The organism is Thermomicrobiales bacterium, from assembly GCA_041390825.1.
Taxonomy (GTDB): Bacteria; Chloroflexota; Chloroflexia; order Thermomicrobiales; family UBA6265; genus JAMLHN01.
In genome coordinates this window covers 90,297-113,806 of the sequence record JAWKPF010000012.1, presented here as the reverse complement: position 1 = coordinate 113,806, position 23,510 = coordinate 90,297, and the positions used below count along the sequence as shown (strand labels likewise).

At 61.6% G+C, this 23,510-nt stretch carries 21 protein-coding genes; 6 read left to right on the top strand and 15 right to left on the bottom strand.

Features of this window, described 5'->3' with window-relative positions:
* Positions 1 to 75: 75 nt before the first annotated feature.
* The gene (gene murG / locus R2855_08090; GenBank protein MEZ4530981.1) at positions 76 to 1,227 is read left to right on the top strand and encodes an undecaprenyldiphospho-muramoylpentapeptide beta-N-acetylglucosaminyltransferase; all 1,152 of its coding nucleotides are present in this window, start codon (positions 76 to 78) and stop codon (positions 1,225 to 1,227) included.
* Here murG and radA read toward each other — a convergent pair.
* The 9 genes from radA to R2855_08045 form a co-directional block, all read right to left on the bottom strand.
* The gene (gene radA / locus R2855_08085; GenBank protein ID MEZ4530980.1) at positions 1,224 to 2,597 is read right to left on the bottom strand and encodes a DNA repair protein RadA; all 1,374 of its coding nucleotides are present in this window, start codon (positions 2,595 to 2,597) and stop codon (positions 1,224 to 1,226) included. The two genes, murG and radA, sit on opposite strands and share 4 nt — an antisense overlap.
* A 205-nt stretch (positions 2,598 to 2,802) precedes the next feature.
* The gene (locus tag R2855_08080; GenBank protein ID MEZ4530979.1) at positions 2,803 to 5,274 is read right to left on the bottom strand and encodes an ATP-dependent Clp protease ATP-binding subunit; all 2,472 of its coding nucleotides are present in this window, start codon (positions 5,272 to 5,274) and stop codon (positions 2,803 to 2,805) included.
* Positions 5,275 to 5,590: 316 nt separating this feature from the next.
* Entirely contained in the window at positions 5,591 to 7,036 is a 1,446-nt protein-coding gene (gene rpsA, locus R2855_08075; protein MEZ4530978.1) for a 30S ribosomal protein S1, read from the bottom strand.
* Positions 7,037 to 7,168: 132 nt separating this feature from the next.
* Positions 7,169 to 8,242: an alanine--glyoxylate aminotransferase family protein gene (locus tag R2855_08070; protein MEZ4530977.1), complete on the bottom strand. Its 1,074-nt coding sequence runs from the start codon at positions 8,240 to 8,242 to the stop codon at positions 7,169 to 7,171.
* Positions 8,239 to 8,868 (bottom strand): metallophosphoesterase family protein, encoded by a 630-nt coding sequence (locus tag R2855_08065; protein ID MEZ4530976.1) that lies wholly within the window; start codon positions 8,866 to 8,868, stop codon positions 8,239 to 8,241. The genes R2855_08070 and R2855_08065 overlap by 4 nt, the downstream gene beginning before the upstream one ends.
* Positions 8,869 to 9,009: 141 nt before the next feature.
* The gene (locus tag R2855_08060) at positions 9,010 to 9,360 is read right to left on the bottom strand and encodes a phage holin family protein (GenBank protein ID MEZ4530975.1); all 351 of its coding nucleotides are present in this window, start codon (positions 9,358 to 9,360) and stop codon (positions 9,010 to 9,012) included.
* Positions 9,361 to 9,365: 5 nt separating this feature from the next.
* Positions 9,366 to 10,181 carry an MBL fold metallo-hydrolase gene (locus tag R2855_08055; protein ID MEZ4530974.1) on the bottom strand — a complete coding sequence of 272 codons (816 nt, stop codon included), beginning with the start codon at positions 10,179 to 10,181 and terminating at the stop codon, positions 9,366 to 9,368.
* Between the two features lie 105 nt (positions 10,182 to 10,286).
* Positions 10,287 to 10,469 carry a 30S ribosomal protein S21 gene (rpsU, locus tag R2855_08050; GenBank protein ID MEZ4530973.1) on the bottom strand — a complete coding sequence of 61 codons (183 nt, stop codon included), beginning with the start codon at positions 10,467 to 10,469 and terminating at the stop codon, positions 10,287 to 10,289.
* A gap of 147 nt (positions 10,470 to 10,616) precedes the next feature.
* Positions 10,617 to 11,390 (bottom strand): hypothetical protein, encoded by a 774-nt coding sequence (locus R2855_08045; protein ID MEZ4530972.1) that lies wholly within the window; start codon positions 11,388 to 11,390, stop codon positions 10,617 to 10,619.
* Between the two features lie 150 nt (positions 11,391 to 11,540).
* On the opposite strand from R2855_08045, the gene R2855_08040 reads away from it, so the two are divergent.
* Positions 11,541 to 12,299: a fumarylacetoacetate hydrolase family protein gene (locus R2855_08040; GenBank protein MEZ4530971.1), complete on the top strand. Its 759-nt coding sequence runs from the start codon at positions 11,541 to 11,543 to the stop codon at positions 12,297 to 12,299.
* An 83-nt stretch (positions 12,300 to 12,382) separates the two neighbouring features.
* On the opposite strand, the gene R2855_08035 is transcribed toward R2855_08040, so the two are convergent.
* Positions 12,383 to 14,458, bottom strand: coding sequence for a thioredoxin domain-containing protein (locus R2855_08035; GenBank protein ID MEZ4530970.1), 2,076 nt, complete (start codon positions 14,456 to 14,458; stop codon positions 12,383 to 12,385).
* Between the two features lie 231 nt (positions 14,459 to 14,689).
* On the opposite strand from R2855_08035, the gene proC reads away from it, so the two are divergent.
* Entirely contained in the window at positions 14,690 to 15,532 is an 843-nt protein-coding gene (gene proC, locus R2855_08030) for a pyrroline-5-carboxylate reductase (protein MEZ4530969.1), read from the top strand.
* A gap of 89 nt (positions 15,533 to 15,621) precedes the next feature.
* Positions 15,622 to 15,912, top strand: a complete 291-nt coding sequence (locus tag R2855_08025; GenBank protein ID MEZ4530968.1) for a putative quinol monooxygenase — start codon at positions 15,622 to 15,624, stop codon at positions 15,910 to 15,912.
* Positions 15,913 to 16,108: 196 nt separating this feature from the next.
* On the opposite strand, the gene R2855_08020 is transcribed toward R2855_08025, so the two are convergent.
* The 3 genes from R2855_08020 to R2855_08010 form a co-directional block, all read right to left on the bottom strand.
* Entirely contained in the window at positions 16,109 to 16,627 is a 519-nt protein-coding gene (locus tag R2855_08020; protein ID MEZ4530967.1) for a helix-turn-helix domain-containing protein, read from the bottom strand.
* Between the two features lie 263 nt (positions 16,628 to 16,890).
* Complete coding sequence (locus R2855_08015) at positions 16,891 to 17,913, bottom strand: homocysteine S-methyltransferase family protein (protein ID MEZ4530966.1); 1,023 nt, start codon at positions 17,911 to 17,913, stop codon at positions 16,891 to 16,893.
* A gap of 111 nt (positions 17,914 to 18,024) precedes the next feature.
* Complete coding sequence (locus R2855_08010) at positions 18,025 to 19,077, bottom strand: GntG family PLP-dependent aldolase (protein ID MEZ4530965.1); 1,053 nt, start codon at positions 19,075 to 19,077, stop codon at positions 18,025 to 18,027.
* Between the two features lie 149 nt (positions 19,078 to 19,226).
* On the opposite strand from R2855_08010, the gene R2855_08005 reads away from it, so the two are divergent.
* Both R2855_08005 and R2855_08000 read left to right on the top strand, forming a co-directional pair.
* Positions 19,227 to 20,570, top strand: coding sequence for an MFS transporter (locus tag R2855_08005; protein MEZ4530964.1), 1,344 nt, complete (start codon positions 19,227 to 19,229; stop codon positions 20,568 to 20,570).
* A gap of 46 nt (positions 20,571 to 20,616) precedes the next feature.
* Positions 20,617 to 21,747, top strand: a complete 1,131-nt coding sequence (locus R2855_08000) for a glycoside hydrolase family 3 N-terminal domain-containing protein (protein ID MEZ4530963.1) — start codon at positions 20,617 to 20,619, stop codon at positions 21,745 to 21,747.
* Positions 21,748 to 21,896: 149 nt separating this feature from the next.
* On the opposite strand, the gene R2855_07995 is transcribed toward R2855_08000, so the two are convergent.
* Together R2855_07995 and R2855_07990 are read right to left on the bottom strand one after the other, a co-directional pair.
* The gene (locus R2855_07995) at positions 21,897 to 22,823 is read right to left on the bottom strand and encodes a hypothetical protein (GenBank protein MEZ4530962.1); all 927 of its coding nucleotides are present in this window, start codon (positions 22,821 to 22,823) and stop codon (positions 21,897 to 21,899) included.
* Between the two features lie 23 nt (positions 22,824 to 22,846).
* On the bottom strand, positions 22,847 to 23,509 hold the full coding sequence (locus R2855_07990) for a metallophosphoesterase (GenBank protein MEZ4530961.1): 663 nt from the start codon (positions 23,507 to 23,509) through the stop codon (positions 22,847 to 22,849).
* Between the last annotated feature and the right edge of the window lies 1 nt (position 23,510).

Here is a 23,510-nt window from a genome sequence, read left to right as displayed (position 1 = left end):
CGGAACACTATACTCGCCCATTCTGACGCCGCTACGGCGTCATCGACCGTTCGATTCTCTGTTTCAGGCATCGCTATGTCCAGTTCACGACCCATTCGCATCGCCATTGCCGGGGGAGGAACCGGGGGCCACGTGCTCCCTGCGCTCTCGGTCATCGAAGAACTGGAACGACGGGGCGTGGAAATGGAGCTGCTCTGGATCGGCAGCAAGACCGGGGTCGAAGGCAGCGAAGCCAGGGCGCGGGGAGTTCCGTTCCGTGCGGTCTCGACCGGGAAGTTTCGGCGGTATCCCGATTTCCGCACAGTAACCGACGCCGTGCGCGTGCCCCTGGGGGTGCCGCAAGCATGGTGGATTCTGCGCTCGTTTCGGCCGGATGTGATCTTCAGCACGGGAGGGTATGTCTCCACACCAAGCGTGGTCGGAGGCACCCGCATGGCGCCCGTGTTGAGCCATGAACAAACTGCTGTCCTGGGGCTCGCCACACGGCTGAACGGGCGCTTTGTGGATGTTCAGGCGTTGACCTTCGAGACCTCACTGGCGCTCACCAAGGATCGATCCAAGACCGTGGTGACCGGAAATCCGGTTCGCGGCTCACTGAAAGAAGGATCGCGTGAGAGCGGACTGCAACGCTTCGGTTTCCGAAGCGATATGCCGGTCCTCTTCGTGACCGGCGGAGCGCGTGGGTCGAGCCCACTGAACGAACGGATCGAGGCGATCCTCGATGACCTCCTGGAGCATCTGCAGATCCTGCACCAGACCGGGGCAACGACGGACAATCCGGATTTCGAGCGGCTCTCGGCGCGACGGCAAGCGTTGCCCGCAGAGACCCGCGATCGATATCGGGTCGTCGAGCGCATCCGGGACGAGATGGCTGATGTCTATGCGATGGCCGACCTGATGCTGGCGCGCGCGGGCGCGGGGACCGTGGCGGAGATTGCCTATTTGGGCAAGACCGCGATTCTGATTCCATTGCCGGGATCGGGCGGGAACGAGCAACTCCGGAATGCCGAGGCGCTTTCGTCGATCGATGGCGCAGTGGTGATCGATCAACAGGATGCCTCGCCTACACGTCTACGAGAAGTGATCCTCGACCTGGCGGCCAACCCCGAGCGGCGCGGCCAGATCGGAGCCAACGCCTCCAGGGCGGGACGGCCAGATGCAGCAGCGCGCATTGCCGACCAGCTATTGGCGTTGGCCGAGCAACGGCGCGCGCGGTCGAACCGCTAGCCAATCGCCGCCTGAATTGCCTCGGTCAGCGTGCCCACGCGGACCACACTGAGATCTCCTGGAAGGGACTTGGTTCTCCGGCCAATGGAAGCCGGAACGATCGCGCGGGTGAACCCAAGACGACTCGCCTCGAGCAGGCGCCGGTCGAGCTGCCCTACCGAGCGCACCTCTCCCGAAAGCCCGACCTCCCCGATGACGACCGTCCGCGCATCGATCAATCGATCCTTCAACGACGACGCGATGGCGGTTGCGACGGCAAGATCGGCGCCCGGTTCCGAGATGCGCAATCCGCCAACCGCATTCGTGTAAACGTCCTGTTCCGCAAGATTGAGTCCGGCGCGTTTCTGCAAAACGGCAACCAGAAGTTGCAGTCGTCCCTGATCGAAGCCGTTTGCGCTTCGCCGAGGAAGTCCATAGACGCTCTGCGAGGTGAGCGCCTGGACTTCGACGAGAATCGGACGGCTCCCTTCGAGGGTGACCGTCACGGTCGAGCCAGCGGCATTGAGCGCGCGTTCCTGCAAGAAAGCTTCCGACGGGTTCCGAACTTCCTGCAGGCCGGTCTCGGCCATCTCGAACACCCCGACTTCATCGGTCGAGCCAAATCGGTTCTTCACCGCGCGCAGAATGCGGAACTGTTGGAAGCGCTCACCTTCGAGATACAACACCGCGTCGACCATGTGTTCCAGCACGCGCGGCCCGGCGATGTTGCCCTCTTTGGTGACATGGCCAATGATGATGACCGGGATCATGCGCGGTTTTGCCCACCGGATGAGTTGCGCGGTCGATTCACGAACCTGCCCGACACTGCCGGCTGACGTCTCGAGATCATCGACAGTCGTGGTTTGGATCGAATCGACGATCAGCACGCGTGGATTCGTTTGCTCCGCAAGCGCGATGATTTCGTTCAGATTCGACTCCGAGACGACCAGCACATGCTCACCCGAGACACCGAGACGTTCAGCGCGGAGGCGAATCTGGTGGGTCGATTCTTCACCGCTGGCATAGAGGCTGGGAGCGCCGTCGTGACCAAGCTGGGCGGCAGATTGAAGCACGAGCGTGGACTTGCCGATGCCGGGATCCCCACCCACGAGCACAACCGAGCCGGGAACGAGGCCCCCACCGAGCACCCGATCGAGCTCGCCAATGTTCGTTCTCACCCGCTGCGACTCGGCGGCTTCGACCTCGGATATGCGTTGCGCCTGGATCGAGGGGATCAGGTTCGACCCACGCTTCGCCTTGCCGGGTTGTGATCTGGTCTCGATGGTCTCGACCATCGAGTTCCAGGCACTGCAGTTCGGGCAACGCCCGAGATAGGCGGGACTATGCGCCCCGCACTGTTGGCAGACATAGGTTGTGGAGCGTTTGGCCATAGTCGGGAGTGTATCAGCCGGTTGCCGGCCGTCAGCGGCCAGCAGTTCGCAGTTGTCCGCGAGTCGTCAAAATCCAACTGGGGCGCGGGCTTCCCTGGCATGACCTTCGAGCGTATCCGAGAACAACCGATGCGAATCGCCAAGGGGGACGGCTGAACGCCGTCCCCGCAGCGGATGAGATTCGATTGGACGCTGGCGCCCCAGGCTAGCCGACGACGGCGAGCTCTTCTTCCTCGATCAGGATCGGTGCAGGAGATAGCTTCAGCAGCCCATCTTCGACCTCCACCAGAATGGTGGAATTGGCCTGGAAGCGGCTGTCGAGCAATCCTTCGGCAAGCGGATCCTCGATGAGGTTCTGGATGATTCGTCGCAACGGCCGCGCACCGTAGGTATGGTCGTAACCGCGCTCGGCGAGCAGGTCCATGGCCTCGGTGGTGACTTCCAGATTGATTTCCTGTTCGGCCAGCTGCGTGCGCACGCGTCGCAGTTCGAGTTCCACGATCTCGCGGATCTGCTCCGCCGTCAACGAATGGAAGACGATCGAAGCGTCGATGCGGTTGAGGAACTCTGGCCGGAAGGATTGCTTCAACTGCGCCATGACCTTGTCGCGCATGAGGTCGTAATCGCGCTGCTTGGCCTTGTCCGTATCCTGGTTGGATTCGAAGCCCATGCGCATTTCGCGGGAGATCTGATCGGCGCCAACATTCGACGTCATGATGATGATCGTGTTGCGGAAATCGACTCTCCGCCCCTTGGCGTCGGAAAGATGCCCATCCTCCATGATCTGGAGAAGCATGTTGAAGGCTTCCGGGTGCGCCTTCTCGATCTCGTCGAGCAAGATGACCGAGTACGACTTGCGACGCACCGCTTCGGTCAGTTGCCCTCCCTCCTCGTAACCGACGTAACCCGGAGGAGCTCCCACCAGCCGCGCGACCGCGTGGCGTTCCATGAACTCGGACATGTCGATCTTGATGAGGTGGTCTTCCGAACCGAACATGAACTCGGCCAGCGCCTTGGCGAGCAAGGTCTTGCCGACGCCGGTGGGTCCCAGGAAGATGAACGTGCCGATCGGCCGCTTGGGATCCTTGAGCCCGGCGCGGGCGCGGCGCACCGCCTTGGCCATCGCCTCGATCGCCTCTTCCTGGCCAATGATCCGATCGTGGAGCGCTTCCTCCATCTTGAGCAAGCGTTCGGACTCCTCACCGGCGATGCGATAGACAGGAATACCGGTCCACATCGCGGTCACATGCGCGATGTCCTCTTCGGTGACGTAGATCTCTTCCTCTGCCTGCTGATCGCGGAGCTCCTGCTCCTGATCCTCGATGCGGTCACGCAGCTTGCGCTCGCGGTCACGCAGCTCGGCCGCGATTTCGAACTCCTGGCTTTCGACCGCTGCTTCGAGCTCTCGCTGGAGCGATGAAAGACCCGCCAATGCGTCCTTCAACGTGGGAGGGGCAACCGATCGTTGCATCCGCACGCGTGAGGCCGCTTCGTCGATCAGGTCGATCGCCTTGTCCGGCATGAATCGATCGGTGACATAGCGCGCGGCCAGATTCGCCGCGGACTTGAGCGCCTCATCGCTGATCTTCAGCCGATGATGCTCTTCGTACAGCGGCCGCACACCCATCAGGATTTCGATCGTTTCCTCGATGCTCGGTTCGTCGACCGTCACCGGCTGGAAGCGGCGTTCGAGAGCGGCGTCTCGCTCGATGTACTTGCGGTACTCGTCGAGCGTGGTGGCGCCGATGGTTTGCAGTTCCCCACGGGACAGCGCCGGCTTGAGGATATTGGCGGCGTCGACCGCGCCTTCGGCAGCGCCCGCGCCGACAAGAGTGTGCAGCTCATCGATGAAGATGATGCTGCCGGTTTCCTTGACCTCGCCGACGATCTTCTTGAGCCGCTCTTCGAACTCGCCGCGGTACTTGGTGCCTGCCACCAGCGCGCCGATGTCGAGCGCCACGAGACGCTTACCCTGTAGTCGTTCGGGCACATCGCCATTGACGATCCGTTGCGCAAGCCCTTCCACGATGGCGGTCTTGCCAACACCGGGCTCACCGATCAGGGCCGGATTGTTCTTGGTGCGCCGGGAGAGGATTTGCATCACCCGGTCGATCTCCATCGAACGGCCAACCAACGGTCCCAGCTTGTTGCTGCGGGCGGCTTCGGTCAGATCGAATCCCAGCGCATCCATATACGGGGTCTTGGTCTGGGTCTTGGTTTGCGAAGTGGTCGAACTCTGGTTGACCACCTGCATGACCTGCTGGCGCACTTTTTCCAGGTTGACGCCCAGGCTCTCCAGTACGCCAGCTGCAATCCCCTCGCCCTCGCGGACGAGGCCGAGCAGCAGGTGCTCTGTGCCGATGTAGCTGTGGTCGAGACGGCGCGCCTCGTCGACGGCCAACTCGATGACCTTCTTGGCACGCGGCGTCAGGCCGATCTCGCCGATCACCGCGCCCTCGCCACGGCCGATGATGAATTCGACCGCGGAGCGCACTTTGGGCAACTGGACACCCATGTTGGTCAATACGCGGGCAGCGACGCCCTCACCCTCACGCACCAGGCCGAGAAGGAGATGCTCTGTTCCGATATAGGGATGATTGAAGCGCTGCGCCTCTTCCTGGGCAAGGGAGAGGACTTTGCGCGCTCGCTCGGTGAATTTGTCAAAGTTGCTTGCCATTCTCGGCTCCCTTGACGCCCCGCCACTCAACCGCCTCGGTTTCGTAACTGCGTCACTGTGCTCTTAAAGCATACGAGATCGCGCAAGGAACGGACGCCTATCCTAATGGGGAGTTGGCAAACGCGCGCTCAGCGTCTATCTTCGGGAGCATCCACTTCGGAATGACGTACTGCCGTCCGGTTGCGGCGCATCGATCAGCGCACCAGAAACCGACGGCGTTCGACCACGCCCGGTATCCCCCAGATTCCTGGCAAACGCAATGGCCGGTGAGGTTGCTCACCGGCCATTGTCTGAACGCTCTGTTTCGTGTCGAAGGTTACGCCTCGGCGTCGGTCCCCTCGACAACGGCGACGACTACTTCTTCTGTGGCGTCATCTTCGTCAGAAAGTCCGAGCGACGCGGCTGCGGAAGCAAACGCGGCGGCCATGGCCGGCTCGTTGTCGTCGCCACCAGCGGCAGCGGCGGCAACAGCCGCGGCAACGGTGTCGGACTCCTCTTCCTCTTCTTCCTCTTCTTCTTCCACCGCGTTGATATCGATACCTTCGGCTTCGAGCGCGGCGGCGATCTTGGCGATGATCTGATCGCGCTCGGCGAGGGCCTCCTCACCAAGTGCGGCCGCCAGCTCTTCATCCGGCGTATCGAGCGCGCGGCGCAGGCTCAAGCCCATGCGGCGGCGTTCGGGATCGATGCGGATGATGCGAAGCAGGAGCTCTTCGCCCTCGTGCACGACCTGCTTCGGATGCGTGATCCGCGCATCGGTAAGCTCGGAGACGTGGATAAGCCCCTCGATACCATCGACGATCCGCGCAAACGCGCCGAAGTTGGCAAGCTGGGTGACGGTGCCGCGCACCAGCTGGCCGACCTCGTACGCCGAGGCGACCTGGCTCCAGGGCTCGGCCTGAGTGCGCTTGATGGAGAGCGCGATCTTCTTCTCCTGGGCATTGATGCCAAGGACATAGACATCGACTTCCTGGCCGATCTTGAGCACTTCCGATGGGTGGCGCACTCGGCTCCAGCTGAGCTCGGAGAGGTGAACCAGTCCGTCGGCGCCGCCGATATCGACAAAGGCGCCGAAATCGCAGATGGAGGAGACGCGACCCTGGCGAACCTCGCCCTCGCGCAGCTCCTCGATCAGCTTCTCCTTCATCTCGTCGCGCTTTTCCTGCATGGCCTGGCGCTCGGAGAGGATCAGCCGGTTGCGATGACGGTTGATCTCGATGACCTTGAGCGGAAGGTGCGTGCCGATCATGCGGGCCATCTCGGCCTGCTTGCCAGCCTCGTCACCACCGCGAATTTCGGTAACCTGCGAGGCGGGCACGAATCCGCGCACACCGTCCAGGTTCACCAGCAGGCCGCCCTTGTTGTAGTTGACGACCTCGGCGTCGATGACGCCATTCTCTTCGTAGATTTCCTGCAGCCGCCGCCAGGACTTCTCCTGCCGCGCGCGGTCGATGGAGACGACCGCGTGGCCCTCCTGGTTCTCAGGTTGGACGACGAAGATCAGCACCGTTTCACCGATCGAAAGCGCCTGCTTCTCACTCGAGGTGAGCGAGGAGAACTCTTTCGCCGGCACAATCCCTTCGGACTTCGACCCGATGTCGACCAGGATCTCGTCCCGGTCCACTCGCATGATGGTCCCGTCCATGACGTCACCGAACTTGAGGGTCCGGTAATCATTGGTGGGATCGTTGAGGTACTTTTCCATGAGCGACACGGGTGCGTCGAGCGCTCCCCCTTGCTCGGTAATACGAGAAACTTCCATACACCTTCCTTGCGACGAACGATCGTGGACACCGAAAGACCGCGGGGCACGATGCTCCCGCGGACCCGAAGCCCACGTTGTCAGTATAGCGCATGCTTTCGGATTTCGGGGCTGCCGCCGAAGCGCCCGAGGCTAGCCGAGCACCGCGCGGACGGCGGCGAGCGCAGCCGTGATGTCGTCCGAGTCGACCCACCCCATGTGACCGATTCGGATGATGGAATCTGCGAGATGCGCCTGACCGCCGGCAACGGTGACGCCATAGTCGTCGAACAGTTGCCGGGCAACCTTCTTGCTGGAATAACCCGCCGGCAATTGCACTGCGGTGACGGTGTTCGATTCGAAGCCAGGTTCGGCAACGAGTTCGAGACCAATCGCTTCGATGCCGGCCCGGGTCTGTTCGCCGAGCGCGGCGTGGCGAGCAAAGACGTTCTCCAACCCTTCGTCCTCGATCATCTGCGCCGCAGCCTCGAGCGCGTAGTCGAGCGTGATCGGCGATGTTGTGGGCGTATGTCCTTCCCTGGCCGCATCGCGGGTCGCACGTGCATCCCAGAAGAACTTTGGAAACGTCGACCGCTCGTACGCCTCCCATGCGCGCGGGCCAATGGCCGCGATCGTGACGCCCGGCGGGCACATCCAGGCCTTTTGCGACCCGGTGAAGAGGTAGTCGATATCCCATTCGTCGAAGTTCACCGGCAGACCTGCCACCGAAGAGACACCATCGACGAATGTGAGCACGCCGCGGTCCCGGGCGATGGCGACGAGCTCCGCAATCGGATGGGTCACTCCTGTGGACGTCTCGTTATGTGTCAGAAAGATCGCCCTTGCGCCGGGATGCGCTTCGAGCGCGCTGCGCACCATCTCTGGATAGATGGCGCTGCCCCAGCGAAGATCGACGCGGTGCACCACCAATCCCAGCTTGTCGCCCACATAGGCGAACCGGTCGCCAAATGCTCCGGCAACCATAGCAACGACCTCATCGCCGGGCGACAGGAAGTTGGTGACCGCAATTTCCCAGCCTGCGGAACCGGACCCGGGCCAGACGAGGACATCTGACTCGGTCCTGTGGATGCGACGCAGACGCGCCAGGAGATCGACATAGAACGCCGAGAACTCCGCGCTGCGGTGGGACACCATCTCACGCTGCATGGCGGCATAGACCTGCGGCGGAATCGGTGTCGGACCGGGGAGGCGGAAGTTGCTCTTCATGTGTTGGCTCCTGACGGTGGGTGCGGCTCGATCGAGGACAGATGCGCGGCTGCGTCGAACAATATCAGTTCCGGCCGAATGCCCTGCTCATCGATCGTCACGATGCCGATACCGAAATGGGCCGACCAGCGGCGATCGGTTGCGGAGCCGGGGTTGAAGTAGACGACGCCGTCCTCCTTCTCGATCTTGGGGATGTGGCTGTGCCCATAGACCACCATTTCGAGCGGCTCATCGAACGCCGCTCTGGCAGTTGCTCGCGCGCTTGGCCCGCCATGACCGTGAACGATGCCAATACGCCGCGCGCCCACGGTGAGAATGATGCGCTCGGGAAGCTCCTGCCAAAGCTCGACCGGGTCGTTGTTTCCGTGGACGGCGAGGGTCGGGGCAACCGTCGCGAGACGATCGAGCACCGATCGCGTGACGACGTCACCACCGTGAACGATCAATCCGACATCGAAGCGCCGGAAGAGATCGAGCACGGGCTCGGGGAACGGCCGGGAACCGCCCCCTTCGAAGATGTGGGTATCGGAAATGAGACCGATCGTGAGAGGAGGGTCGAACTCGTGGCGATCGATGCGACCGGAGAGCGGCGGGTATGTGCGCTTGACCCGTTTCCTGGGTGCCATTTCCCCTACCTAGCTACACGATTGTCATGTTCATGTGCCGGTTCGGAATCCACGAGTTTGCCGAGACGTTAGTGGTGCTTTGTGGGGAGGTGGCGCCGCCGAGCCAGAGACACAGCGAGAAGCCCGGAGCGAACAGAGACATCATCGCTCGTCGAGAATCGCGAAGATGACCCCGCTGATCACCGTCGTGAGCACCGTGCCGACCAGCACTCCCCAGATGCTCGCGTCGATCCCGGGAGCGATGACGGCCGCGACTCCGAAGATGAGGAAGTTGAGCGCGCCAGAGATGAGACCAAAGGTCAGACAAGACAACGGCGCGACGACGATATCGAGGACCGGTTTGACGAATGCGTTGAGGAGTCCCAGGATCAGGCCGAACGCAAGGACCGCGGGAACACTCGTGTAGGTAATGATGCCGCCCTGGAAAATCTCACCAGCCGTCAGGACCGCCACACTGGCGGCGAGCATGTAGGCGACAACACGCGCGACCATCGAGGCTAGCGGACTCCCCCTGGGAGCGGCCCATAGACACCGAATCCGTCGTACCGATAGGTCGCTTTCACATCATCGACGGAGTCTGGCTCTTTGCCGGCGCGCACTTCGATGAGGGCATCGCGCATTGCCGGCAGGAGCTCGGCCGGCATGAGATCGGTGCTGTGCGAAGGATGAACATAGTTCAGACGCGGTACGAGCTCGGCGAGGAGATCCATCGAGTCGATGTAGACATCGATGTCGGTATCGTCTGAATAGACGTAGAGGTGACCGAGATACGCGGTATCGGTCGTGAAGAGCACTCCATTTGCATCATCGATGAATGACAGAAGACCAGGAGCGTGGCCGGGGGTATGGATCGCGCGGATCACGCGGCCACCGAGATCGAACGATTCATCTCCATCGAGCAAGAGCGTTGGTGTAGAGGCGCCGATAGTGATGGATTCCAGCGTGACACCTGGTGGCAGTGGGCCGAGCAGCTGGTCCTCGGCGAAAAAGGCCGCGATCTCTTCGGGCGAATATGTTCGGGCAAGCTCATGCGCCTCAGCGCGATGAACCGCAATCTCGGCGAACTCGTCGTTGCTCCCGACATGGTCCCAATGCGTATGGCTGTTGACGAGCAGGACCGGCAGGTCGGTGATGGTTTCGACCGCGGCCTTCATGCTGCACGCGCCCGTGCCGGAATCGATGAGCATGGCGCGCTCGTTGCCGACGATGAGATAGCTCAGCACGTGCTCGATCTGAAGCGGCTCGTGGATGGCGAAAACGCCTGGCGAGGGCTCGGTGATCTGAAACCAGTCGAGAGTCAGGGGCCCGGACACTAAATCGCGTGTTCCTTCCGACAAAACGAGCCGGTCGCAAGCGAAACCGGCTCGAAGGTTATCTCATGTGACGACCGGCAACGATGACCGATCGGTGCGGTTCGATTAGCTCTGGGTGCGGCGGCGACGGCGCTCGGCCTTGCGGCGCTTGGCGCGGTTCTCTTCCTGGGTGCTAATGAAGCGCAGACCGCGGCGATGCTCGCGGATCACGCCTGAGCGCTCGATCCCCTTGGTGAAGCGGCGCAGCAGCTGATCGAACGATTCAGAATCGCGAAGCTCGACATGCATGCGGTAGTTGATCCCTGTCCTTTTCTAGAAGCCCTGCCAGCGCAAATGGCGCAGCACATGACCGCCGGATGATTCCGACATACGAGTATAGCAGACGACGAGCGGGTATCGGGGAACTGCGTCGGATGCGGAGCGTCGCAGCCGTCCCTACCACCAGCCGTAGGGAATATTGCGATAGGGATTGAGGTCAGGGTAGCAACCGGACTCGACGAGAGCTTCCACACGAGCGAAAAAGGCGTCGATCTCGGAACGATGAAGAAGGGCGCGGAAATCGTCCGCATAGTCGTCACGCTGTTCGAGGATCGAACGGAGATCGGCACGAAGCGGGTCGGCGATCGGCATGCCGGCAAACTGCCACATGACCGTGCGCAGCTTGGGAACCTCGTTGAATGTGAGACCATGGTCGATCCCCCAACGCTTGCCAACGGAGTCGAGCAGGCAATGGGAGAGTTTCCGATCGGCGTTGTTGCTGATGTGATCGAACAGGACGATCCGCTCGTTTTCGAGACAAAGATCGCCCCAGAACTCATGCGGATCGTCGACTTCGGCCGCGGGCTGGACGTAGAGCTGCAAACTGCCCGTGCCATGCGGCCCCGAGCGGATCACCGTGGGCGGCACGAGCCCCCATCCCAGACGTTTGCTCAGCCGGTAGGCCGCGACTTCGCGGCGAAACAAGGTGCCAGAACGGAAATCATGGAGCGGAGCCTCGCCAGCGCGTGGTTTGTAAATAGCGAGTTGCTCGAGCCCGTTCGGATCGGTTAGCGCGACGGCGAAGGAGTAGTTGGAACCCCATGGTATGAGCTTCGCTGCCGTGAACTCGGCGCTCTCGAGCAGGCGCAAGGCGTCCTCTTCGCCGAGGGGTGGCGGAGTCAGACCGGAGGGATCGTCCCGGGATCGAAGTTCGAGAAAAAGGTCTGGCATGAGGGCGGATCGAGGATCGCAACGCGTGCAGGCTTCCTGGGCTGAGTGTACTCGTCAGAACGACGAGACGGCGAATCGACGCGCATCCTGGCAGGCTCGATACGGGTAGGATTCGGTCGGCTGCGCACGAGTCGCAACAGGAGGAATGGCATGCGATTGGGACGTGTGGTGCTCGACAGCGAGACGACGCCGCGTCGGGTCGTGATCGACAAGACCGAATGGTTCGCCTGGGAGGGGGACGATTGGCTGGCTCCCGTGAAGGGCGCAAAGATCGAGAGCGAGGGGCGATTGGTTGCCCCGCTTGCTCCGGGGAAGATCGTCTGCGTCGGTCTCAACTACCTCGATCACGTGACCGAACGGGATCCGAACCGAAAGATTCCCGACGAGCCCGTACTCTTCATGAAACCGACGTCATCTGTGATCGGCCCTGGTGAGACGATCAGAATCGCGAACCCGGAGCATCAGACCGACTACGAAGCGGAGCTGGCGCTGGTGATCGGAAAGACGGCGCGGGATGTTCCCCGTTCGGAATGGAGGAACTACATCGCCGGGTTCACCTGCGCGAACGACGTGTCGGACCGGACGTTGCAGAAGAAAGACGGGCAATGGGTACGGGCGAAAGGCTTCCACACCTATTGCCCAGTGGGACCGTGGATCGAGACGGAACTCGATCTCGCTCAAGCGGTCGTGCAGTCACGGCTCAACGGCGAACTGCGCCAGAACCAGGCAGTATCCACGATGCACTTTCCGGTCCCCCAGCTGGTGGAATACATCAGCCACATCATGACACTCGACCCGGGCGACCTGATCTTGACGGGCACCCCGTTCAACGTGGGGCCGATGAAAGCCGGAGATCAGATCGAGGTGAGCGTCAGCGGCATCGGAACGCTGGCCAATTCGGTGAACTGAGCCTGCGGGGAATGGTTCAGGGCCGAGCGTCCAGCGTCCAGAGTCCGGTGCAGGTCTGCGAGCTCACGAATGCCAGACCTGCATCAGAACCACCTCCAGGTGATTCCAGTGCCACGGTCGAGGAGCTTGCCCAGTGCTTCCGTCGTTGTGACTGGTGGCAAGCAGGTGAAGTGCTCACAGAGATAGGCGGCCGGTTCTCCGTCTCGGAGCGGGCGATATTCCAGGAACGGCATTCCGGCGATGGCGGCTTCGTCGCCGTCGACCGCGAGGCCGATGATGGAATTCGGGTTGTAGCGGTCGAAGTAGACCTGCTGGAAGTCACCGATCCGCTCGTCACCGGCGCGCGCCGCGATGGCGATTTCCTGAGCCGATGCGAGATAGGCTTCGATGGCGCACAGCGCTTTGCTGACGCCAAGCGGCTGGCTGGAGACGACCGAGGCCAGCGTGCGGAGAATGGCCTCGGCCCGAGCACGGTATTCCTCGTCCATGGTGATGTGATTCAGCGTCACCAGATCGATGGCAAAGACCGCGTTTCCCGAAGGAGTCGCTCCATCTTGCAGATCTCGGGGGCGCGTGACGAGCGCTTCTGCCGAACTGGCTGCATCGAAGAAGAGTCCGGTTTCATCGTCGCTGAACTGATCGACGACCGTGGTGGTCAGGCGAAGGGCGGCCTCGAACCACCGTCGGTCGAACGTCGTTTGGTAGAGCGCGAGGAACGCATCGATGGCGTGCGCATAGTCATCGAGGAAGGCTCCTGCGCCGGGGACTCCGTTGCGGATGGAATGCAGCCCACCTGATTCCGGGAAGAGCGTGTCGAGCAAGAACGATCCCGCCCGGACCGCAGCTTCGGTGAACGCGGGATCGCGGTACACGACTCCCGCTTCGGCCATCGGGCGAATCATCATGCCGTTCCAGGAAGCGATGATCTTCTCATCGCGGCCGGGTCGAACGCGTTGGTTGCGTGCTGCCAGCAGAGCGCCGCGAATGGTCTCGATACGCGGGGCAACCACATCGAGCTTGATACCAAGACGGCGCGCGACCTCCTCGTAGGAAACCCGATTGGTGAGAATCGTGCGTCCCTCGAAGTTTCCGCCGGGCTCGATTGTCCAGTAGAGCTTGGCAATGGCTGCGTCTTCCTCGGAGAGGACCGCGTCGATCTCCTCCGGGGTCCAGAGGTAGAAGAGCCCCTCTTCGCCCTCTGTATCGGCGTCCTGGGCCGAGTAGAAGCCTCCCTCCGGGGCAGTCATCTCGCGGAGAACCCAGCGGAGGGTCTGCTGGACCACGGTGGCATAGCGCTCGTGGCCGAACTGCCGATACGCGTCCAGGTACACCTGCGCGAGCTGGGCGTTGTCGTACAGCATCTTTTCGAAATGCGGCACGAGCCACTGGGCATCGACCGAGTAGCGATGAAAGCCGCCGCCGATCTGATCGTTGATACCGCCAGCGGCCATTTGGTCGAGCGTCAGTTCCACCATGCGAATTGCGCGTGTGTCGTTGCGGCGACGAATGAATCGCTGCAAAAACTCGATGATCGAAGGCTGGGGGAACTTCGGAGCGTTGCCAAAACCGCCGTACGTGCTGTCGAATGACTGGGAGAAGGCTTTGACGGCTTCGTCGTAGAGATCTTCGGACAGCTCAGTCGCGCGCGGCACCCGGGTTGCGGCCGCTTCGAGGAATTGCTTGACGTTCTGAGCGTTCTCCTGGACATCCTCGCGCTTGTTCTCCCAGGCGTCAGCAACCGCTTCCAACACCTGGCGGAACGATGGCATGCCCTGGCGTGGCTGCGGCGGCCAGTAGGTGCCTCCGTAGTAGGGAACCTGCTCCGGCGTCAGGAAGACGCTCATCGGCCAGCCGCCGTGACCCGTGAGCGCCTGCACGGCGGTCATGTAGATGGAGTCGATATCGGGGCGTTCCTCGCGATCGACCTTGATATTGACGAAGTGCTCGTTCATGAACGCCGCGGTTTCCGGGTCCTCGAACGATTCATGGGCCATGACATGGCACCAATGACACGACGAATAGCCGACGCTAAGGAAGATCGGCTTTTGTTCGCGTGTTGCCAGTTCGAGGGCTTCATCTCCCCACGGGTACCAATCGACCGGGTTGTCCTTGTGTTGCTGGAGGTATGGGCTGGAGGATGTGGCAAGGCGGTTGGTCATATCGGTGGCCTTTCGAAGTGCGGCCGCGCTCGATACCGGCCAGAGCGTTGCAATTCTCGCACGGTCCGGCTGAGGCGCCGGATACAATGCCGAGATGATCGTTGGTCCAGGGTTCGAGGGCCAGACGGATCGTTGCATCCTGTAGTCCAGGATCCGCCTGGAGCACAAAACTCGACCCTTTGGACCCTGGCCTCTGGACTCTGGACTCTGGACACTAAACTCGAGAAACCAATGACGAACACAGAATCGATTGCTCCGCTCGCCGGAGTGAGGGTTGCCTTTGTCGGCAGCGGGGTCATGGGTGAAGCCATGCTGGCCGGCTTGCTTGCTCGAGGGTTGGTCGACCCAGGACAGATCGTGGCCTCGCATCCGCGTTTGGATCGGCGCAACCAGCTTGCGGAGCGATACGGCATATCGGTGTGCGAGTCGAATCTGGATGCGGCGCAGGCGGCCGATCTGGTCGTCCTGACGGTAAAACCACAAGTGCTGGCGCCGATCATGCGGCAACTGAACGGCCAGTTACGTGAAGATCAGGTGGTGATCTCGATCCTGGCTGGAACGACCTTCAACAAGCTCCGCGGCGGGCTCGATCACGAGGCGCTGGTCCGCGTCATGCCAAACACCCCGGCGCAGATCGGCCAGGGAATGCTGGTCTGGACATCGACACCCGCTGTGTCAGATGCGCGCATGTCACAGGTACGCAGCGTGCTCGGCGCGCTTGGCAAGGAACTCTGGGTCGAGACTGAAAAGTATGTCGACATGGCGACCGCGCTGTCCGGCACCGGTCCCACCTATGTCTTCCTGATGATGGAAGCGCTCATCGACGCCGGGGTGCACATGGGGTTCCCGCGACGTATCGCGGAGGAGATCGTGCTGCAGACGGTGTCGGGATCGGTGGAATTTGCCCGCGATTCCGGGAAGCATATGGCGGAACTGCGCAACATGGTCACATCCCCGGGCGGAACGTCGGCCGAAGCGATCTACCAGATGGAAAAAGGCTCGCTGCGGACGATCTACTCCAAGGCGGTGTACGCCGCGTTTCAGCGCACGCAGGAGTTGGCAAAGAACGAGTAAGCAAGTTCCCTGTTTGGGTTCAGGGAATGAGATTCACCGGGCGTTTCTGGAGTCTGAGCTCCCGCTCTGGCACACGAGGAGATCGATCGATGTACGTGGTGGTCGCGCGGTTTGTTGCTCGAGATGGCGCTGGAGATGATGTGGCGGCCCTGCTCGCCGAGATGACGCCTTCGGCGAACGCCGAACCGGGCTGTCACAGATACATCATCAATCGATCGGTCGATGATCCGAATGTCTTCTTGCTCTACGAGCAATACACGGATGAAGCGGCGTTCGCGGCCCATCGGGAGAATCCGGAGTTTCAGCGGCTGATTCTCGGCGAGGTCGTGCCCCTGCTCGCTGAGAGAGGCCGCGAAATCTACGAACTGGTCGCGGAGTAGGTTATCCCGAGACGCGCCGGGCCACGGATTCTCATCGACCCGCCTGTGCAGCCTATCTCGGCTGCATCGGAAAAAAGTCGCTCGGCACGGAAAAGCTGCCCGGCACGCTCCGGATCACGCGCAAAACACGCCCACCGGAACGACGGTGCCCGGCTCGTGTCATCGAACCGGGCACTGTTGCTCGTTCACTCAGAAACTAGACCCCAACGTCGCCATCACCGAGCGATGAGTCGAAGAGCAGCGGGCCCGGCTGCGCCGGAAGCGACTCGTTGGTCGCTCCCTTGCGGTCGGGGAGTTTCGGCTGAACCCAGCGGTGCTCCTCGGCATGAGTAAAACGGGCGAAGCGCTCGACCGCGTCCTTCCCCTTCGGGCTCAGGTCGCGGAAGAGGGCGGCAAAGCGCCGTTCCCGGTCAGAGCGCTCCTGACCCGGGTTCGGCTCGATGATGCCCGCGGCGCGCAGAAGCTCCATTCGCGAAACGCCAAGCGCCGCGGCAAGCTTGTCGAGCGTTTGCACACTCGGCTGGGCGCCACGCCCACGCTCAATATCGCACAGATAAGATCGGCTCAATCCCGATCGATCGGCCAGCTCGCGCTGACTCATCGATTGCTGCATGCGGCTTACGCGAATCCAATCACCCAGTGTCGCCCCGGGGGAGGCAACCTCGGCATTGATTCGTTTGCGCTTGCCGCCGGAGGGTTGGGAGCGGTCAGACATGCGGGTCCTTCCCAACTGAATTCGGCGAATATTGACCCCAGTCTACCCTACGAAGGGCCGTCGGTCACTCCCCTATCGGCGCCAAATTTCCAGATTGTCATCGCGGATCGGTTGACGCTGCGAACGAACGCGGATGTCGTCGACGATCCGCGTTCTCGACTTGCACCACGATATCCGCCGATGATCGCGCAAGCGACCCCTTGCCATCTTCAGGGGCAGTCGATGCTCCTGGTGGATGTAGCGAGCTGCTGCGCGAAAAGGCTTCAGTCGACAACAGCCAGCTGGAGACCGTCGACCAGCGCCTTGATGTGCGCTGGACGCGCGCCACAGCATCCGCCAATGATCTGCATGCCCTCATCGACCCACGAGCGCGCGGACGCCAGGAACTGCTCGGGCGTCGGGCAAACGCTCCAGTCCCATTCGTACCGCAGGTAGGTGCCCATGTTGGGATAGGCGCCAATTGGGAGGCTCGTGAATTCGCGCAGCCACGGAGCAACACCATCGACCTTGTCTGACGGCAAGCAGTTCACGAGCACGGCCGCGGCGCCCATCTGCTCGAAGACCGCGGCGGCATTCCCGAAGCGATCGCCATCCTCGAGCACCACACCTCCATCGACATCGATAATGGCCCCGACTGACCGGCGATAGGAGATCCAGAGGGGAATGCCCGTATCGATGAAGAGTTGATAGTCGGGGAACAGGAGGTCCTCGGGGATTTCCTTCTGGATCTCCATGAGCACGAGGTCAGGTTTGTCGTCCCCCTCGGCGTTGGCGAGCAGTTCGGCCAACGGTTTCAGATAGTTATCGAAATCGAGGGGCACGTACGTGCCTTCGTAGTCGCGCGCTTCCTCTTGCTGATCGCCAGGCCAGTCCATGGTGCGGCAAGCGAACGCGACAGAGACATCAGGGCGACCTGCGCGCCTGGCGCCTTCACGGGCAAGGCGCACCGATTCGATGGCAAGGTCTTTCCAGGCGTCTTTCGGCAGATCGAGCTTTCCACGCTCGATACCAGAGTAGATGCGATTGAGCGCAAACGTATGCGTCTCGATCACATCGCAGCCGGTTTCCGCGTAGCGGCGATGGACCTCGATGAGCTTCTCCGGCGCCTCCGAAATGGCCAGGCTTCCCCACGTGAAATTGGCAGGGCGATCCTTGGCGCTATCCGGGTATCCGACTTCCTGGAGTTCTGAACCGATGCCACCGTCGAGAATGACGACTCCGCCTGCCTTCAGGCGCTGGTCGATCGGCTCATATCGGTCGGAGATCGCTGATTTTGGGGCAGCCATAGTCGAGATCCTTTGTTGCTCAATTGGTTGGAATGGACGATGGCGGGATTGTATGCCAGCGGAACAACATCCGGAGAGCTGGAGCGAATCGGCCGGGATCTCTGGTGAACGCTAGTTGACCTTCAACTGACCGGTTGTGGCGGTAGCGTGGACCGCGGCAATGCCCTTCATGCAGTCGTCACGGTTGACGTCCAGGTGGGTGACAGCGCGAATGGTCAGCGGGTCGATATAGGGACTCATCGCGACACCATGTTCCTCGCGCATGATCTGAGCGAATTCGACCGCGCTCATGCCAGTGTTGGCGACACTGAAAATGACGATGTTGGTTTCCACCGGCGTGCGCAGGAGCTCGATACCGGGAACGTTGCCGATCCCTTCCGCGAGCACTTTGGCGTTTTCGTGGTCTTCGGCCAGCCGTTCGACGTTATGTTCGAAGGCATAGATGCCGGCAGCGGCAATGATGCCCGCCTGGCGCATCGCCCCACCCAGCCGATGCTTCCACAGTCGGCCTTCCTCGATGAATTCAGCCGATCCCGCGATGACCGCGCCAACCGGCGCGCCGAGGCCCTTGGAGAGGTCGATCCAGACTGAATCGGGATAGGACGCAATCACGGAAACCGGCGTGTCGCTGCCAACCGAGGCATTCATCAGGCGAGCGCCGTCCATGTGCAGTTTCATTCCCGCTTCGTCACAGAGGGCGCGAAGACCAGCCAGGGTCTCCAACGGCCAGATCTTGCCGCCTCCCTGGTTGGAGGTGTTCTCGACCGAGATCATCGCTGACTTGGATGTGTGGGTTCCCCGGTTGCTGAGATAGGACCGCACCTGCTCCGCAGTGAAGACGCCGCGTTCTCCCTCGAGACCACGCATCATGACGCTGGCGAAAATGGCTGGGCCACCCCCTTCCGCGATATTCGGATGCGCGCGACGCTCGAGGATGACGGCATCGCCCGGGCGGCAATGAACCGCAAAGGCAATGGCGTTGCACATCGTTCCGGACGGGACGAAGAGCGCGGCTTCTTTTCCGGTGAGTTCGGCAGCCATCTCCTGCAGGCGATTGACCGTTGGATCCTCGCGATACTGTTCGTCGCCAACCTCTGCTTCGGCCATCGCCCGGCGCATCCCCGCCGATGGCTTGGTCAAGGTATCGCTTCTGAAATCGATCACACTGATCCTCCGGATTGCGGCCGCCCATCCAATTCGAGGGCCATTCTATCCGGTCGATTGCGGCTTGGGATATCGGGAATCCGGCAGCGCTTTGAATCGTGCTATCCTCCGGCAGCGCCTAACCCGTCCGACACCGAAACCAGAGGCGGATGTTCACCTATCTGCAGCGCGTTCGGTCGTTCAACCCCGATGTCAAACTCATCCTGGTGTATTGCCTCCTGGCCAATATTGGCTTCGGAGTGATCGAGCTCATCTTCAATTTCTACCTGCTCGAACTGGGATACCGGGAGGACTTCATCGGCCAATGGCGCGCGGTGGCGACGCTCTCGGTTGCCGCGGCATCGCTCGGAATGGGAGCCGCGATCAACCGTTTTGGAAACTGGCGGGTGCTGGTGACCGGGTTCGCGGTGCTGTGCATTTCCAGCTTCGGCCTCGGACTGTCGACCAACCAATGGCTGCTGATGATCCTGGCGGTGGCCTACGGGGCGTCGCTGGCGTTCCTGATCAACCCGGTGCTGCCATTCATCATGGATCACGAACGTCAGGAGTACCGGCAGTACGCATCGGCAGTGTCGCTCTCTGTCGTGAACCTCTCGCTCATGGTTGGTTCGCTGATGGGCGGTTTCGCGCCCGATTTCTTCGCGCGGATCGCGCCGTCGATCGACGAAGGCTCGGTGATGGCGTATCGGGCAGCGATGCTGACCGGCGCGGGGATTGCGGTCTTGGCGCTGATTCCGCTCTTCATGATGAAAGAGCCCAGAAAACAGCGCGGACACCGGCGCGGCAAATCGAACGCCGCGGAAGAACCACCGGAAGAACGCAAACGGACACGCATGGACATGCTGCAGTTCGCGCTGATGGGCGGCCTGATGAGCATTGGCGTCGGAATGGTCTGGCCCTTCTACAACGTCTACCTGAAGAGCCTGGGATCGAGCGACGATCAGGTGGGGTACATCTTCGCGCTGGGCGGACTCGTGGCCGCCGTGGCGGGACTGCTCTCGCCAATGATCGTCGCGCGCGCGGGGGCTGTGAATTCGACCCTGGCGCTCCGGCTGAGTGTCGTGCCCTTCTTCATACCGCTGATCTTCTTTCCGTCGCTGGCGATCGCTGTGTTGGGGATGCTCTGGCGGTCGGGTACGGCAAGCATGTCCTGGCCTATCGAGGTGACGTTCATCAGCGAGATCCTGCCGCAACGAGCGCGGGCCGGCGTGTTTGGCATCCGCTCGTCGGTCTGGAACCTTGGTTACGCCTTCGCGACCTATCTGGGCGGGTTGCTCATCGTGTCGTATGGCTATTGGCCCTCGATGGTGAGCTTTGTCGTGTTCAGCATCCTGTCTGCATTGACGTTCTATTTCTACTTTTCTCGACATCACCGGGTTCGCTCCGGCGAGATCACAACGGCATGGTCCCCGGTCAGACGGGCGCGCTTGCAAGCACAGACTGTACGCATGGAGCAAGACGTGGCAGAATCCGATGTGACGGCCAGCGCATGAATCGGCTGTTTTCGTATGCGCTGCGTGGTGGACAAGAAAACGGGCGATGACCTCGATTCGGCCTCGTAACCTCACATTCGATCGGCGCGCCCTCCTCAAGGGAGGTGCGGCAGTCGCCGCTTCGGCGGCGCTCTCCCGCATGCCGGCGCGCGCCGCGGAAAAATCGACCAATGCGGTCGACCGCGTGCTGCAGGAAATGAGCCTGGCCGAGAAGATCGGCCAGATGTTCGTGATCCAGGCGGCGGATGCGGTAATGCCATCGTGGTTCGCCAATTCGCTGCAAACGGTGCAGCCGGGCGGGGTGCTCTTCGTTCAACCCAACATCGGCTCGCCTGAACAAATCGCGACGTACATCGACGCGATTCACGCCTCGGGGAAGCACATCTCCCCCTTTGTCGGCGTCGACCAGGAAGGCGGCCCGGTAACGCGCGTGCCGGGCGATCCTGTTCCGGGAGCGCTGTCGATGGCGGCGTTGCCCGATCCGCATGTGCAGAAACTGGCCCGCGAGCGGGCGGAGTTCCTGAGCAGTTTCGGCTTTAACGCCAATTTCGCGCCGGTGGCCGATGTTGCCTACACCTCGCAAAGCACAATGGCGTGGCGAGCGTTTGGCAGCAATCCGAAGTCGGTAGCGGCCAAGATCGCGGCGGTGGTCGAAGGCTCGCGTGATGGCGGAGTCGCCAGCGCGGCGAAACACTTCCCAGGACATGGACGGACTACGGTCGATTCGCACTTTGGCCTGCCGACGATCGATATCTCGTTCGACGAATGGATCGCGACCGATGCGCTGCCTTTCAAGGCAGCCATCGACGAAGGGGTCGAGATGATCATGCTCGGCCATCTCGATTACACCCAGTGGGACGATGTGCCGGCCTCGATCTCCAGGGTAGCCATGCGGCACTTGCGCGAGGACCTTGGATACGACGGAGTCGCGATCACAGATGACCTGGGCATGGGCGCGCTTGGCGCATGGTCGGCCTATGAGCTGGCCGACATGGCGGTCGACGCCGGGCTGGACCTCTTGATGTGGACCTCTGCCGGTGCTGCGTTTGGAGACCTGATCGCGCATCTGTCGAACAGGGTGGCGAAGGGCGAACTGAGCGAGGACCGCATCGACGAGAGCGTGCGCCGGATCTTGCTCATGAAGACCGAGTGGTTTCCGTTTCCCGAAGCCTCATAGGGGCTGAACGTCCGCGCCAGAGCGTATCAGCCGGGGCACTTCCTGCAGTCGAGTCGCAATGAGATCGACCCGGGACATCGGGCGGTTCCGATGCATCCCTTTCCTCGTTCCGCCGTGAACGAACCTCCAGGGAAACGATCCGAACGGGATCAATCGCTATCGCCACGGCCAAGCAGCGAACTGGCGAAATCCCTGGTGGCGTTCAGCGCCCGAAGCCCGATGCGTTTGAGCTTGCGCTCCTCACCCTCGATTTCCCGATAGATCCTCGCCGAATGCTCCGGGCTAAATCGTGATCCCGCCGCCAGCTGGATCTGCAAGCGATTCGCCATGACCCAGAGGTAGATATCGGCCTCGGTGCGATCGGGAAAGTCACGCAGGAGTTTCTGTTCACGTGCAGCGAGCGCGATCGGAAGGTAGACGGTGTCGTACCAATCGGCTGCGGCTTCGGCCAGCGATACCTCTTTCCCACTACGCTCCTCCGCCAACCTGCGACGTCCCTCGATGTGAGTGATGATTTCGTCGTATCGACCGAGCGCGGTGGGCCGGATATCGTGCTGTGGACGAGTTCGGTCGAGATTGGTCTTGCGCAGAAACTCGGCATACTCGACCTGCTGCAACAGACGGCCGGGACTCATCGATGAGTCGATGGGAATGCGGATATGCCCCTCGATAACCTCGGCATCGATGAAGGCGACACCACGTTCCCGAGCCACGGAAACACGGTGGTTTCCATCCTTCACGAAATAGATGTCGCCCACCTTGTAGAGCTGGACCGGAGGTAGAACGACATCCTGATAGTAGGCGCGGTCGATGCTGCGCCAGCGGTTGGCGGTGTTCTTGCGCTTGGGGAGAAAGCGACGATCGAAATCTCGGTAGCGATCCATGCTGCCGACGATCTTGTCGACCGGAACTTCCTGAATCCCACGGTAGCTCTCACCCTCCATCGTGACACGTTCGCGCACATCGGCATAGGAGATGAGCGTATTCGGCTCGCGCTTGAAGAAGCTGACGACATCGTTCAGGAACGCCTTGCGGCGGGCACGATCGTAGTCGGCTCGCGTCTGATCCTCAGCCACCGGAGCGGCATCCGTGCAGCGGATTACGTTGCAGCAGGCTTCTCGAAGTCGAGTTCGAGCTTCTGGTAGGGATAGACATTGATGACCCTGGTCTCTCCAAGAGTGGCTTGCCACGGTTCGTTGCGGTCGTAGAGATGAATGTGCCCGTGCAGGAGATAGCGGGGTTTGAACATGTTGACAAAGGTGCGATAGGCGCTAAAGCCTCGATGGGCTTTGTCAGGACGGTCGTTGACATCGCGCGGCGGGGCGTGCGTTATCAACAGATCCACCCAGCGACCGCGCGTCAGGCGGTTCCAAAGCAGTTTCGGACACATGCGGGCGATGGTGCGATAGACCTGGAACTCGGTGAATTGCTGCCCCCCCTCGCCTGAGTACTTGGGAGAACCGGACAAACCGGCGATGATGAGTCCGGTCGACTTATCGTAGATCACACGGCCGTTGAGCGGTTCGGCGCCCATGGGTTCGTAGAGTTTTCCGGTTTGCTGATCCTTGACCCACTCTTCCATGTGGTTGCCAAGCACGTAGTAGACCGGACGCTCCAGCGCGTCAGCCAGGAACTCGAGATACCGGGACGGGAGATCTCCCGCGCTGACCACAAAGTCGATATCCGGCATTCGTTGCCGCAGCGTTGCGGAGTGAATTCGCGGGTCGATCTGATCCGACACCGCAAGAACCTTGACCGTCATC

What these genes read in the sequence shown, in the direction of transcription:
- murG (MEZ4530981.1), top strand. Translation starts at nt 76, where the DNA reads ATGTCCAGTTCACGACCCATTCGCATCGCCATTGCCGGGGGAGGAACC.
- radA (MEZ4530980.1), bottom strand. Translation starts at nt 2,597, where the DNA reads ATGGCCAAACGCTCCACAACCTATGTCTGCCAACAGTGCGGGGCGCAT.
- R2855_08080 (MEZ4530979.1), bottom strand. Translation starts at nt 5,274, where the DNA reads ATGGCAAGCAACTTTGACAAATTCACCGAGCGAGCGCGCAAAGTCCTC.
- rpsA (MEZ4530978.1), bottom strand. Translation starts at nt 7,036, where the DNA reads ATGGAAGTTTCTCGTATTACCGAGCAAGGGGGAGCGCTCGACGCACCC.
- R2855_08070 (MEZ4530977.1), bottom strand. Translation starts at nt 8,242, where the DNA reads ATGAAGAGCAACTTCCGCCTCCCCGGTCCGACACCGATTCCGCCGCAG.
- R2855_08065 (MEZ4530976.1), bottom strand. Translation starts at nt 8,868, where the DNA reads ATGGCACCCAGGAAACGGGTCAAGCGCACATACCCGCCGCTCTCCGGT.
- R2855_08060 (MEZ4530975.1), bottom strand. Translation starts at nt 9,360, where the DNA reads ATGGTCGCGCGTGTTGTCGCCTACATGCTCGCCGCCAGTGTGGCGGTC.
- rpsU (MEZ4530973.1), bottom strand. Translation starts at nt 10,469, where the DNA reads ATGCATGTCGAGCTTCGCGATTCTGAATCGTTCGATCAGCTGCTGCGC.
- R2855_08045 (MEZ4530972.1), bottom strand. Translation starts at nt 11,390, where the DNA reads ATGCCAGACCTTTTTCTCGAACTTCGATCCCGGGACGATCCCTCCGGT.
- R2855_08040 (MEZ4530971.1), top strand. Translation starts at nt 11,541, where the DNA reads ATGCGATTGGGACGTGTGGTGCTCGACAGCGAGACGACGCCGCGTCGG.
- R2855_08035 (MEZ4530970.1), bottom strand. Translation starts at nt 14,458, where the DNA reads ATGACCAACCGCCTTGCCACATCCTCCAGCCCATACCTCCAGCAACAC.
- proC (MEZ4530969.1), top strand. Translation starts at nt 14,690, where the DNA reads ATGACGAACACAGAATCGATTGCTCCGCTCGCCGGAGTGAGGGTTGCC.
- R2855_08025 (MEZ4530968.1), top strand. Translation starts at nt 15,622, where the DNA reads ATGTACGTGGTGGTCGCGCGGTTTGTTGCTCGAGATGGCGCTGGAGAT.
- R2855_08020 (MEZ4530967.1), bottom strand. Translation starts at nt 16,627, where the DNA reads ATGTCTGACCGCTCCCAACCCTCCGGCGGCAAGCGCAAACGAATCAAT.
- R2855_08015 (MEZ4530966.1), bottom strand. Translation starts at nt 17,913, where the DNA reads ATGGCTGCCCCAAAATCAGCGATCTCCGACCGATATGAGCCGATCGAC.
- R2855_08005 (MEZ4530964.1), top strand. Translation starts at nt 19,227, where the DNA reads ATGTTCACCTATCTGCAGCGCGTTCGGTCGTTCAACCCCGATGTCAAA.
- R2855_08000 (MEZ4530963.1), top strand. Translation starts at nt 20,617, where the DNA reads ATGACCTCGATTCGGCCTCGTAACCTCACATTCGATCGGCGCGCCCTC.
- R2855_07990 (MEZ4530961.1), bottom strand. Translation starts at nt 23,509, where the DNA reads ATGACGGTCAAGGTTCTTGCGGTGTCGGATCAGATCGACCCGCGAATT.